General features: G+C 66.4%; 9 protein-coding genes. 1 reads left to right on the top strand and 8 read right to left on the bottom strand.

Annotated elements, in window-relative coordinates:
• The first annotated feature begins 26 nt into the window (after positions 1 to 26).
• Positions 27 to 2,561 (top strand): tetratricopeptide repeat protein, encoded by a 2,535-nt coding sequence (locus BLT16_RS03690; protein WP_089657173.1) that lies wholly within the window; start codon positions 27 to 29, stop codon positions 2,559 to 2,561.
• Positions 2,562 to 2,648: 87 nt separating this feature from the next.
• On the opposite strand, the gene BLT16_RS03685 is transcribed toward BLT16_RS03690, so the two are convergent.
• From BLT16_RS03685 to mutL, 8 genes are all read right to left on the bottom strand, one after another.
• Positions 2,649 to 3,944 (bottom strand): adenylosuccinate synthase, encoded by a 1,296-nt coding sequence (locus BLT16_RS03685; RefSeq protein WP_089657172.1) that lies wholly within the window; start codon positions 3,942 to 3,944, stop codon positions 2,649 to 2,651.
• A gap of 48 nt (positions 3,945 to 3,992) precedes the next feature.
• A complete protein-coding gene (locus tag BLT16_RS03680; RefSeq protein WP_089657171.1) occupies positions 3,993 to 5,174 on the bottom strand; it encodes an ATP phosphoribosyltransferase regulatory subunit in 1,182 nt (393 codons plus the stop codon).
• Positions 5,175 to 5,273: 99 nt separating this feature from the next.
• The gene (gene hflC / locus BLT16_RS03675; protein WP_089657170.1) at positions 5,274 to 6,164 is read right to left on the bottom strand and encodes a protease modulator HflC; all 891 of its coding nucleotides are present in this window, start codon (positions 6,162 to 6,164) and stop codon (positions 5,274 to 5,276) included.
• Positions 6,161 to 7,393 carry an FtsH protease activity modulator HflK gene (hflK, locus tag BLT16_RS03670; RefSeq protein WP_089657169.1) on the bottom strand — a complete coding sequence of 411 codons (1,233 nt, stop codon included), beginning with the start codon at positions 7,391 to 7,393 and terminating at the stop codon, positions 6,161 to 6,163. Before hflK ends, hflC begins: the two co-directional genes overlap by 4 nt.
• 129 nt (positions 7,394 to 7,522) lie before the next feature.
• The gene (gene hflX, locus BLT16_RS03665; protein WP_089657168.1) at positions 7,523 to 8,839 is read right to left on the bottom strand and encodes a ribosome rescue GTPase HflX; all 1,317 of its coding nucleotides are present in this window, start codon (positions 8,837 to 8,839) and stop codon (positions 7,523 to 7,525) included.
• Positions 8,840 to 8,853: 14 nt separating this feature from the next.
• Positions 8,854 to 9,105: an RNA chaperone Hfq gene (gene hfq / locus BLT16_RS03660; protein ID WP_089657167.1), complete on the bottom strand. Its 252-nt coding sequence runs from the start codon at positions 9,103 to 9,105 to the stop codon at positions 8,854 to 8,856.
• Between the two features lie 122 nt (positions 9,106 to 9,227).
• A complete protein-coding gene (gene miaA / locus BLT16_RS03655) occupies positions 9,228 to 10,166 on the bottom strand; it encodes a tRNA (adenosine(37)-N6)-dimethylallyltransferase MiaA (RefSeq protein WP_089657166.1) in 939 nt (312 codons plus the stop codon).
• Positions 10,167 to 10,354: 188 nt separating this feature from the next.
• Entirely contained in the window at positions 10,355 to 12,298 is a 1,944-nt protein-coding gene (gene mutL / locus BLT16_RS03650) for a DNA mismatch repair endonuclease MutL (protein ID WP_089657165.1), read from the bottom strand.
• Positions 12,299 to 12,305 lie beyond the last annotated feature (7 nt).

Raw genomic sequence — 12,305 nt, 5'->3', positions numbered from 1 at the left:
AATCCCCGATCGGGAAGGAATTCACCATGCAACGACCACACGACCCACGTACTCTCGTCACCCCCTGGCGCCGACTGCCCGCCTGTGCCGGACTGGTCCTGATGGTCGGCCTGGCCGGCTGTGCTAGCTCAGGCGGCACACTGCCCGGAGAGAACCACGCTACCGCCCTGCCCGCGCAGTACAGCCACTGGTTCGAGGGCAGTGTCGAGGCCGATATGAGCGGGGACGACTGGAACCGCATCAACTATGCCCAGCGCCTCATCGAGGATGGCGACTACGCGCGTGCCGAGGACCAGCTGCGCCAGATGATCAATCTCGGCTTCCCCCCCGCCTCCTACCACATGGGGCGGATGTACGATAACGGCCTCGGCGTCGAACGTGACCCCGCCGAGGCAGCACGCCACTACGCCGAGGCGCTGGAGATGCCGTCGTCTTCACGGGGCCACGCCTCGCTCAACCTGGCCAAGCTCTACCTCGAAGGCGACGGCGTGGCACACAACGACGCCCTGGCCTACTACCTGCTGTGGCAGGCCATCGACGCAGAGGTCGAACGCGACGCCGAGATCACCCTGGCGGAACTGATGGTCGAGGGTGGCGACGGCGTCCAGGCCGACCCGCGCCTGGCACGCCGCCTCTACCAACGTGCCGCCGAACGCGGTGACGCGCGCGCCCAGCTGGCCCTGGCCGAGGCCTACCGCGCCGACGGCTGGCTGGTCGATGACCCCGAGCGCTCACGGCAGTACGCCGAACAGGCCGCCGCCGGACTACAGGCCGACGCCGAAGCCGGCGATACCGGCGCCATGCAGCGCCTGGCACGCCTCTATGGCGACGATGGGCTGCTCGACGGCAACTCGCAGCAGCGCCTCGATTGGCTGCTAGCGGCCGCCGAGTCCGGCGAGCCCGGCGCCCAGACCCAGGCCGCCCGCTTGCTGCTCGACAGCGGCGACGAGGCCCAGGCCATCAGCCTGCTGGAGACCGCCGCAGGACAGGGCGATATCGACGCCATGGCACTGCTTGGCGACCACCTGCTGCAGCGCTCGGCCCACGACGGCCAGGGCATCGCCTGGCTCGAACGTGCCGCCGAGCGCGGTTCGGCCAATGCCGCGGTCAGCCTGGCGCAGACCTATCTCGACGGCGACGGCATCGCCAGCAATCCGCAGCAGGCCGTCGCCCTGCTCGAGCAGGCCGCCGAGCAGGACGATGGCTATGCCCTGGCGTTGCTCGGCGAGCTCTACCTCAGCAACGAGCACCTCCCCTCGCAGCCGTTGCAGGCGATCGATTACCTGCAGCGCGGCCACGAGCTGGGCCACGCCTATGCCACCATGCAGCTTGGCGAGGTCTACCTCGAGGGTCGCGGCGTGGCCGGTAACCCGCGCCAGGCCGAAACCCTGCTACGCGAGGCAGCGCGCCAGGGCCAGGCTAGCGCCAAGCGCCTACTCGGAGAGGCCTACCTCGAGGGTGAAACACTCGACTATCACCCGTCGCGCGCTGAGCGCCTGCTGCGTGAGGCGATCGAGGCCGGCGACACCACCGCCATGACCATTCTCGGCGAGGCCTATCTGGCGGGCATCGAAGGCGAACTGCAACCCGAGTGGGGGATCGGCCTGCTCGAAGATGCCGCCCGCCAGGGCGACGACTATGCGATGGTGGTGATGGGCCGCGCCTACCGCCACGGCGACGGCGTAGAACGCGACCTGCAGCAATCCGCCTACTGGCTGCGCCAGGCCGAGGAGGCAGGCCACGAATCGGCCGGCGATGCCCTGATGTACACCCAGCGCGATCTCGGCGCGGCGGGTGACATCGAGGCGCTGGTCGATGCTGCCGAAGATGGCCACCCCGGCGCCATGGCCGATCTCGGCCGCGCCTATCTCGAAGGCCGGGGAGTGGCCGCCAACGTCGATCAGGCCCGCGCCTGGCTGGAGCGCGCCGATCGCGCCGGTCATCCCGGCGCCGCGGCAAGCCTCGGCCGCCTGCAGCTCGAGGCCGGTAACGAGGCTGACGCTCGCGACTACCTGGAGCGTGCCGTAGCCGGCGGCCACGACGGTGCCCAAGCCGATCTCGGCGAACTGCTGATCGAGTCCGGCGACGACCCCGAGCGTGGCATGCAGCTAATCACTCAGGCCGCCGAGGCCGGCCACAGCGGCGCGCGCCTGCTCCTCGGCCAGGCCTACCTGCACGGCGACGAGGGCCTGCCCCAGGACACCCAGCGCGGCCTCGACTACCTGCAGGAGGCGGTGGACAATGGCCACCCTGGCGCCCAGGCGATACTCGGCCGCGAGTACCTACGTGGCGAGGTGCTCGAGTATGACGCCGCGCGCGGCAGCGACCTGCTGCTGGCCGCCGCCGAGCAGGGCCATGAGAGCGCGCGCCTGGCGCTGGCGGAAGCCTATCTAGCTGCTAACGGCCTGGAGAGTGCCAATAACGAGCAGGCGTTGATCTGGCTGGAGGGCGTCATCGAGGGCGACAGCCAGCTGGCTTCCCAGACCTTACGCCAGCTGCTTACCGAAGACAGTGCCCGAGACGCCATCGGCAGCCGCGATCTCTCGGCGGCACTCGAATAGCCAGGCTCCAAATAACAAGCCCAATACGCAACGAGCCGCCCATCGGGGCGGCTCGTTGCGTTTCAGGCGACCCAAAGGCCGCGGCCATCAGCCGTCGAAGGGATTGCGCAGCACGATGGTCTCGTTACGGTCCGGCCCGGTGGAGATGATGTCGATGCTGGTGCCGACCTGCTCCTCGAGGAAGCTGATGTAGGCACGCGCGTTGGCCGGCAGGTCTTCGACCCGCTTGATGCCCAGGGTCGAATCACTCCAGCCCGGCAGGTCCTGATAGAGCGGCTCGATCGCCTCATAGCCCTCAGAGTCCACCGGCGTGTCGAGCACGTCGCCATCCTTGCTGCGATAGCCGACGCAGACGCGGATATTCTCCAGGCCATCGAGCACGTCGAGCTTGGTCAGACACAGCCCGGAGACCGAGTTGATCTGCACTGCATGGCGCAGCGCCACGGCATCGAACCAGCCGCAGCGGCGTGCGCGGCCGGTGGTGGCACCGAACTCGTGGCCGCGCTCGGCAAGATGACGGCCGTGGTCATCAAACAGCTCGGTGGGGAATGGCCCCGAACCGACCCGGGTGGTATAGGCCTTGGTGATGCCCAGCACGTAGTCGAGGTACAGCGGGCCCACCCCGGACCCCGTGGCGGTGCCGCCAGCAGTGGTGTTGGAGCTGGTGACGAATGGGTAGGTACCGTGATCGATGTCGAGCAGCGAGCCCTGGGCGCCCTCGAACAGGATGTTTTCACCGGCCTTGCGCAGGTCGTGGACCAGGCCCACGGTATCGCAGACCATCGGGCGCAGCTCCTCGGCCATCTCCATGGCTTCGTCGAGCACCTGCTGGAAATCCACCGGCGCCTCGCCGTGGTACTGGGTCAGCACGAAGTTATGGTAGTCGAGCACCTCGCCCAGCTTGGAGGCGAACCGTTCGCGGTGCTGCAGGTCGCCCAGGCGCAGTCCGCGGCGCGCCACCTTGTCCTCGTAGGCCGGGCCGATACCACGTCCGGTGGTGCCGATCTTGGCGATGCCGCGGGCCTTCTCGCGGGCCTGGTCAAGGCGCACGTGGTAGGAGAGGATCAACGGGCAGGCCGGCGACAGACGCAGCCGCTGACGCACCGGCACCCCTTTGCTCTCGAGCTCGCGGATCTCCTTGATCAGCGCCTCGGGCGACAGCACCACGCCGTTGCCGATCACGCAGATCTTGTCGTCGCGCAGCACGCCGGAGGGAATCAGGTGCAGGACGGTCTTTTCACCGTCGATGACCAGCGTATGGCCGGCGTTATGCCCGCCCTGGAAGCGCACCACCGCGCTCGCCGATTCGGTCAGCAGGTCGACGACCTTGCCCTTGCCTTCGTCACCCCACTGGGTGCCCAGTACGACTACGTTCTTGCCCATTGCTTTGGTCTCTTGATCGAAGAATCCGCGCGATGCCTGCCCCGGCCCTCAGCCCAGGGGGGACACCTGCCAGTCGTCGCCGCTGCGGGTCAGCTGGCGATTGCAGCGATGCGCCTCGGGGCCGGTGCGCTGCCCCGGCAAGGCCACCACCACCCGCTCACCGGCATCACGTAGCGCCGCGATGGTCGCCGCCTGCTGCTCGGCCGCCTCGGCCGGCACCCAGATGCCGTCACACGCCGGCGGCTGCAGCGCCAGCGAGGCCAGCAGCTTGAGGTCCATGGAGAACCCGGTGGCCGGCCGGGCACGCCCGAAGGCGCGTCCGGTATCGTCATAGCGCCCGCCCTTGGCCAGCGCCTGGCCGTAGCCCGGCACGTAGGCGGCGAACATCATGCCGGTGTGATACTGATAGCCGCGCAGCTCGGCGAGGTCGAAATAGAGCTCGACCTCGGGGTACTCGGCGCGCACACCGGCGCTCAGTGCCAGTAGCTGGTCGAGTGCCGCATTGACCGCAGCGGGCGCCTCTGCAAAGGCGCCGCGCGCCGCTTCGAGCACCTCGTCGCCACCGTGAAGCTCGGCCAGTGCCAGAAACATCTCGGCCAGGGTCGGATCGGCGACGCACTCCGCCACCCGGGCGGCGAGCTCTCCCGGCGACTTGAGATCGAGCGCTTCGTAGAGCGCACGCTCCTGGGTCGTATCGAGTTCCGCAGCCTGCACCAGACTACGGTAGATGCCGATATGCCCGAGCGCCAGGTGGATCTCACCGGCGCCGGCCACTGCCAGGCTCGACAGTGCCAGGCGCAGGATCTCCAGATCGGCTTCCTGACCGGCATGGCCGAACAGCTCGACGCCGACCTGGACCGGACTGCGCCCGCCTTGATGCTGGTCGGCCTTGGCGCGCAGTACATTGGTGCAGTAGCACAGCCGCACCGGACCCTGGCGCTGCAGCGAATGGGCATCCATGCGTGCCACCTGAGGCGTGACGTCGGCGCTGACGCCCATCATGCGCCCGGTTAGCTGGTCGGTGAGCTTGAAGGTCTGCAGGTCGAGGTCGGTGCCGGTGCCGGTCAGCAGCGAGTCGAGAAACTCCACCGGCGGCGGCATCACCTGGTCGTAGCCCCAGCGGTAATAGAGATCGAGCAGCGCACGGCGCAACTCTTCCATGCGGGCCGCCTGGGGCGGCAGCACTTCGTCCATGCCGTCGGGGAGCAGCCAGCGGTCAGCGATGGTCATGTGTCCTGTCCTGCCACGAATGCACAAAAAAACCGGGCCACGCCCGGTTTGCGGATTCTACCACGTTTGGCCCCGGGGTGAACCCCGGGGCCTGGCCGCTTACTCCTCGCCAGCGCCCATCGGATTGGCGCTGTTGAGGTAGCGGAAGAAGTCGCTGGTCGGTTCCAGCACCAGCATGTTGCCGTCACCCTCGAAGCTCTCACGGTAGGCGTTGAGACTGCGATAGAAGGTGAAGAACTCCATATCCTGCTCATAGGCCCCGGAGTAGATCGCCGCGGCTTCGGCATCACCCTCACCGCGCAGCGTCTCGGCCCGCTCGGTCGCCTGTGCCAGCAGCACCTGGCGGCGGCGATCGGCGTTGGCGCGAATCCGCTCGGCTTCCTCCTGACCTTGGGCACGCCACTCGCGGGCCTCACGCTCACGCTCGGAGCGCATGCGGTCGAAGACCGCCGCGGAGACGTCTTCGGGCAGGTCGATACGCTTGATGCGGATATCGCGGATCGACACCCCGAGTTCTTCGCGCATCAACGAGTCAAGGTCCTCGGCAGGCCCGATCATCAGATCGTCGCGGCGCTCGGCGATGATCTCCTGAAGATCCAGGCGGCCGAACTCGTTACGCAGACTCTCGTCAACCCGCGGCTGGATCAGGCGTACCGCCTGCATCTCGTCGCCGGAGGTCGCCTCATAGTAGCGAGTCGGATTGACCACCTGCCACTTGACGTAGGAGTCGACGATCACCGCTTTCTGCTCGAGAGTCAGATAGCGGCTGGTATCGGTATCCAGCGTCAGCACCCGGGTGTCGAACTTGCGCACCGTCTGGGTGATGGGGATCTTGACGTGCAGCCCTGGCTGAATGTTCTCTTCGATGACCTCACCGAAGCGCAGCTTGACTGCGCGTTCGGTCTCGTCAACCACGTAGAGGCTGTTGCTGGCCAGCCAGGCGGCAGCCGCCAGGCCACCCACGATGAGCAATGACTTGTTGTTAATCATTGGCGGCCCTCCCGACGAATACCACTGTTGCTGCTACCGCCGCTGCCGCTCTGCTGCTGACGGAGACGCTCGATCACCTGCGGGTCGATATCGTCGCTGCGCGACTCGCCGGAACGCTGACCACCCTGGCCACTGCTGCCGGAGCGCAGCTGGTCGAGCGGCAGGTACATCAGCGGGCTGCTTTCGCTGACATCGATCAGCACCTTGTTGGTCTGGCCAAACACTTCGCTGATGGCATCCAGGTAGAGACGCTCGCGCATGACCTGCGGCGACGTCCGGTATTCACCCAGCAGTGAGTTGAAGCGGTTGGCCTGACCTTGGGCCTCGGCCACCACTGATTCACGATAGCCCTGGCCCTGCTCGATCAGGCGCTGTGCCTGACCCTGGGCGGCCGGAATGATCGCATTGGCGTAGGCCATGCCTTCGTTGATGGTGCGCTGACGATCCTCACGCGCACGGATCACGTCATCGAAGGCGTCGATGACCGGCTGCGGTGCCGAGGTCGACTCGATGTTGATGGTCTGCAGGCGGATACCGGTACCGTAGCTGTCCAGATAGGACTGCAAGCGGCTGGACACGGAACTACCGAGAATCTCACGACCCGAGGTCAGGATATCGATCATGTCGGTACCACCGACCACGTGACGCAGTGCCGAATCCAGGGCGTTCTCGATGGACAGCTCGGGGCTACGCACGTTGAGCACGAAGTCGCGCGGGCTGGCGACCTGGTACTGCGCCGAGATCTCGACTTCGACGATGTTTTCATCGCGGGTCAGCATCGACTGAGTCTGGGTCAGCGAACGTACGCGGGTCACATTGACCATGCGCACATCGTCGATCAGCGGTGGATTCCAGTGCAGGCCTGGCGTCACCACCTCCTGATACTCACCGAAACGCAGCACCACGCCGCGCTCCGACTGGTCGACCAGGTAGAAGCCGGTAGCCGCCCAGATTGCCAGTGCTACCACCACCAGCAGGCCAGGTAGCGCAAAGGTATTGCGCGGCTTACCGCCCCCCTTGTTGCCGCCACCGTCACCGCCGCGTTTGCCGCGACCGCCACCGAGCATGCCGTTGAGCTTATCCTGAAATTTCTTCAGCGCCTCATCGAGGTCGGGCGGCCCTTGATTGTTGCCGCCACCACCCCCGCCGCCGTTACCGCCGCCACCGCGTCGGCCACCGCCGCTCCAAGGGTCGTGCTGGTTGCCACCACCAGGCTCATTCCAAGCCATACGTCGTCTCCACTATGCGTTGATCACTCTGCGGTACCGGGCACGCTTGCGTCCGATACGGCAACAGCATTGGTTGCGCTATCGCTTGCGTCGCGACTGCGACGCTTCATCCCGCCGAAGCAACAGTCGTCAGGCCTCCCAGACCGGGCGGCTGCGCTCCTCGACGGGCAGGTAATCGTCGGCGCGTTCACCCAGACGCGCCATCAGCTGCAGGAAGTCGCGGCGCGGCAGGCGCACCTCGAGCTGACTGCAGCCACCCTCGTCGAATCGCTCTTCACGCACCGCGCCCAGCTCATGCAGGCCGGCGCGCAGCTTGCCCTGGACCGGCGTCAGCGTCAGAGCAATATCGATGACATCGTCGGCCAGGCATTCGGAGAGCGCCTCGGCCAGCAGCTCCAGTCCCTGGCCCTGCTGTGCCGACAGCCACACCGACTCGGGACGCCCTTCGCCGTCGCGCTCGATGCGCGGCGCGCTATCGAGCAGGTCGATCTTGTTCATCACCAGCAGGCAGGGTACCTCATCGGCCCCAATTTCCTGCAACACCCGCTGCACCTGCTCGACGTTGAGATCACGATCGGGATCAGCGGCGTCGATTACATGCACCAGCAGGCTGGCCTCGGCGGCCTCCTGCAGCGTGGCACGAAACGCCTCGACCAGCTTGTGCGGCAGATGGCGGATGAAACCGACGGTGTCGGCCAGCACTACCGGTCCAACGTCCTCGACTTCGAGCCGGCGCAGGGTCGGGTCGAGGGTCGCGAAGAGCTGATCCGCGGCGTATACCGAGGCCTCTGTCACGGCGTTGAACAGCGTCGACTTGCCGGCATTGGTATAGCCCACCAGCGATACGCTGGGAATCTCGGCGCGCGCCCGGGCGCGACGATTCTGCTCACGCTGGCTGCGCACCTTGTCGAGACGCTTGTGAATCGACTTGATACGCCCACGCAGTAGGCGCCGGTCGGTCTCGAGCTGGGTCTCACCCGGGCCGCGCAGACCGATACCGCCTTTCTGACGCTCCAGGTGGGTCCAGCCGCGCACCAGACGCGTCGACATGTATTCGAGCTGGGCCAGCTCGACCTGCAGCTTGCCCTCGTGGGTCCGCGCCCGCTGGGCGAAGATATCCAGAATCAGGCCCGTACGATCAAGCACCCGGCACTTGAGCGTCCGCTCCAGGTTGCGCTCCTGGGAGGGGCTCAGCGAATGGTTGAAGATCACCAGCTCGGCTTGGTGAATCGGCATCAGCGCCTTGAGCTCGTCAAGCTTGCCGCTGCCGATAAAGGTTCGGGAATCGGGCCGATGCCGGCTACCCGTCAGCAGGGTAGCCGGTTCGGCGCCGGCGGAGCGCACCAGTTCCAGAAATTCACCGGAATCTTCGCGCTCCTGTTCGTCCTGAAAATCAATATGGACGAGTATCGCCGTTTCACCGGCGTCGGGACGTTCAAAAAACAATCACTACCTCGCGATCAACTCTCTTCTTGTGCCGCCGCAGCAGGATCCTGGGCTGGCAGACGCACGTTACGCGACGGAACGACCGTCGAGATAGCGTGCTTATAAACCATCTGGCTAACGGTATTGCGCAGCAGAATCACGAACTGATCGAAGGACTCGATCTGCCCCTGCAGCTTGATGCCATTGACCAGGAAAATCGATACCGGAATGCGCTCCTTGCGCAGAATGTTCAGGTACGGGTCTTGGAGGGACTGCCCTTTGGACATTTTGCTCTCCCTAACTGTCTCTTTGAGTGATGTCGTTTTTCTATGACACCGGCGGTGACACGGCCGGCGCATGGTTCATCAACGGTGCCAAGGTGGCAGCCAATCGAAACACGTATCTTACGCTAACTGCCTAGACGGCGCACGAGTTTCAGGACACGATCCAGGCAATCCGGCGCCAGGCTGTCGACCCATTCAAGCCCATCCCAACTACGCATCCAGGTCAGCTGACGCTTGGCCAGCTGACGCGTGGCCACCACGCCCTTGTGGCGCAGCCAGTCGGCGTCGTGTCCCGCTTCGAGCGCCTCCCAGGCCTGCCGATAGCCGACGCTCTTGATCGACGGCAGCCCCGGGTGCAGGTCGCGCCGCTGGCGCAGCCTCGCCACTTCGTCGACAAAACCAGCGGCCAGCATGGCATCGAAACGTGCCGCAATTCGCTGATGCAACACACTGCGATCCAGCGGTGCCAGTCCTATCGACAGCGTACGCCAGGGGAAGGTTTCGATGGACTGCGACTGCCAGTGCTCGGTCAGCGAGCGGCCGCTGAGCCGATAGACCTCGAGCGCACGCATCAGGCGCTGGGGATCGTTGCGATGAATGCGCTGTGCCGCCGCGGGGTCGACCCTGGCCAGCTCATCATGCAGGGCGCCGAGCCCCTGCTCATCGGCCTGCCGCGTCAGTTCGGCGCGCACCTCGGGGTTCGCCGCCGGCAGCTCGGCGACCCCGGCCAGCAGCCGCTTGTAGTACATCATGGTGCCGCCGACCAGCAGCGGAATGGCGCCGGCTGCGCTGATTTGTCGCATCTCGCGCAGGGCGTCGTCGCGAAACTCCGCTGCCGAGTAGGGCTCGGCGGGATCACGAATGTCGATCAGGCGGTGCGGGGCGCGGGCCAGCTCCTCGGCGGAGGGCTTGGCGGTGCCGATGTCCATGCCACGGTAGACCATCGCCGAGTCGACGCTGATCAGCTCGCAGCCGAGGCGCTCGTGGAGGGCGATGGCCAGGTCGGTCTTGCCGGCGGCGGTGGGGCCGACCAGCAGGATGGCAGGGGGGCGCATATCGGGCATGGGGCGTTGAGTGCTCTCTTACGGCTCACTTGCAGCTTGGCGTGGAGAAGCTGATCCGGCGGCAGGCCTTCGAGGAGGCGCTGTAAACCCATCCCTGGGCGCTACCTGCGCCATCCATGGCGCAGAACCTCCTCTTCGCCCTGCCCCCGGCGCTTCTCGCTACGTCGGTAAATGACAAAGATAGGTGACTACTGGCCGCGCAGGAACAGCTTGTCGAGGTCGTGCATGCTCATCTCGGTCCAGGTCGGACGACCGTGGTTGCACTGGCCGCTGCGCTCGGTGCGCTCCATGTCGCGCAGCAGGGCGTTCATCTCGGCCACGCTGAGCTTGCGGTTGGCGCGTACGCTGCCGTGGCAGGCCATGGTCGAGAGCAGCTCGTTGATACGCGCCTCGAGGCGATCCGAGCGGCCGTAGCGCTCCAGGTCGGCGAGCATGTCGCGCACCAGCGGCTCGACGTCGGCGTCACCCAGCAGCGCCGGCACCTGGCGCACCAGCAGCGTCTCGGGCCCGGCCACGTCGAGTTCGACACCGAGCCGGGTAAACGCCTCGTGCTCAGCCTCGGCGGTGGCCACTTCGGCGGGGCTGGCGGCCAGCGACACCGGCACCAGCAAAGGCTGAGCATCGAGCGCTCCGCCGTGCACCTGGGTCTTCATGCGCTCATAGACGATGCGCTCGTGGGCGGCATGCATGTCGACCATCACCAGGCCACGCTGCGACTGAGAGAGGATATAGACACCGTGCAGCTGGGCGATGGCATAGCCCAGCGGCGGGGCCTGCGTCGGGTCATCCTGACCAAGCGACGGAGCGGGTGTCATTCGCGCCTCAGGCTCCTCACTCGTCCCTGCAACCGCTGTGTCATGGCGCTCGGCCAGTGCGACCTCGGCGGCACTGCCGCCCGGCGGCGCCGGCTGCGGGGTCAGCAGGGTCTCTTCGTGCTCGGGATGCAGTGCCCGATAGCCGGCCATGAACTGACGCACGCGGTCGGCGCCGGGCCGTGACTCGGCAATGCCCTCACGCAGCGCCATGGGCTGCTGCTGCCAAGCCGTGGCGTCGCTCCCAGCCACCGCGTGCGCCTGAGCCTGAGGCTCGTCGTCGGTGGCATCCGCCGTGTCATTGGGCCGCGCCTCACCCAGCGCGCGGTGCAGGCTGGAGAACAGAAAGTCGTGGACCAGGCGGCCGTCGCGGAAGCGCACCTCGTGCTTGGTGGGATGCACGTTGACGTCGACCACGCTGGGGTCGAGTTCGAGATAGAGCACGAATACCGGGTGGCGACCGTGGAACAGCACATCGCGATAGGCCTGACGAATGGCGTGAGCCACCAGCCGATCGCGCACCACCCGGCCGTTAACGAAGAAATACTGCTGGTCGGCCTGGGCGCGGGCATGGGTGGGCAGCCCGACCCACCCCCATAGCCGCAGTCCGCCACTCTCGAGGTCGAGGTGCAGGGCGTTGTCGATGAACTTGCTGCCCAGCAGCGCGGCGATGCGCCGCTCGCGGGCCGCGGCATCGCTCACCGGGCGCAGCTGATGCACGGTCTTGTGGTTGTGACGCAGGGTCCAGCCGATGTCGTAACGCGACAGTGCCAAGCGCCGGAAGGCTTCTTCGACGTGGCCGAATTCGGTCTTCTCGGTACGCAGGAACTTGCGTCGCGCCGGGGTATTGAAGAACAGATCACGCACGCCAACGCTGGTGCCACGAGGGTGCGGCGCCGGGGTCACCCGCGGCTGCATCTCACGCCCCTCGGCTACCACGCGCCAGCCGGCCTGGGGGTCTTCGGCGGCATTGGAGACCAGCTCCAGCCGCGACACCGAACTGATCGAGGCCAGCGCCTCGCCGCGAAAGCCGAGACTGGCCACGCCTTCCAGGTCCTCGAGACTGTCGATCTTGCTGGTGGCGTGGCGCGATAGCGCCAGCGGCAAATCATCCTCGGCGATGCCGCTGCCGTCATCGCGTACGCGAATCAGCTTGGCCCCACCGCTTTCGAGCTCGACCTCGATACGGCCACTGCCGGCGTCGATAGCGTTCTCGATCAGCTCCTTGACCACCGAGGCGGGACGCTCGACCACTTCGCCTGCGGCGATCTGGTTGGCCAGGCGCGGATTGAGTATGTGAATGCGGCGCGGCTCTGTCATGTCACCT

The organism is Franzmannia pantelleriensis, from assembly GCF_900102875.1.
GTDB lineage: Bacteria > Pseudomonadota > Gammaproteobacteria > Pseudomonadales > Halomonadaceae > Franzmannia > Franzmannia pantelleriensis.
Note: the sequence above shows the minus strand (reverse complement) of the source record. Positions and strands in the feature narration are given on the sequence as shown.

Coding starts and splice junctions, on each gene's coding strand:
- BLT16_RS03690 (WP_089657173.1), top strand. CDS start 27: ATGCAACGACCACACGACCCACGTACTCTCGTCACCCCCTGGCGCCGA.
- BLT16_RS03685 (WP_089657172.1), bottom strand. CDS start 3,944: ATGGGCAAGAACGTAGTCGTACTGGGCACCCAGTGGGGTGACGAAGGC.
- BLT16_RS03680 (WP_089657171.1), bottom strand. CDS start 5,174: ATGACCATCGCTGACCGCTGGCTGCTCCCCGACGGCATGGACGAAGTG.
- hflC (WP_089657170.1), bottom strand. CDS start 6,164: ATGATTAACAACAAGTCATTGCTCATCGTGGGTGGCCTGGCGGCTGCC.
- hflK (WP_089657169.1), bottom strand. CDS start 7,393: ATGGCTTGGAATGAGCCTGGTGGTGGCAACCAGCACGACCCTTGGAGC.
- hfq (WP_089657167.1), bottom strand. CDS start 9,105: ATGTCCAAAGGGCAGTCCCTCCAAGACCCGTACCTGAACATTCTGCGC.
- miaA (WP_089657166.1), bottom strand. CDS start 10,166: ATGCCCGATATGCGCCCCCCTGCCATCCTGCTGGTCGGCCCCACCGCC.
- mutL (WP_089657165.1), bottom strand. CDS start 12,298: ATGACAGAGCCGCGCCGCATTCACATACTCAATCCGCGCCTGGCCAAC.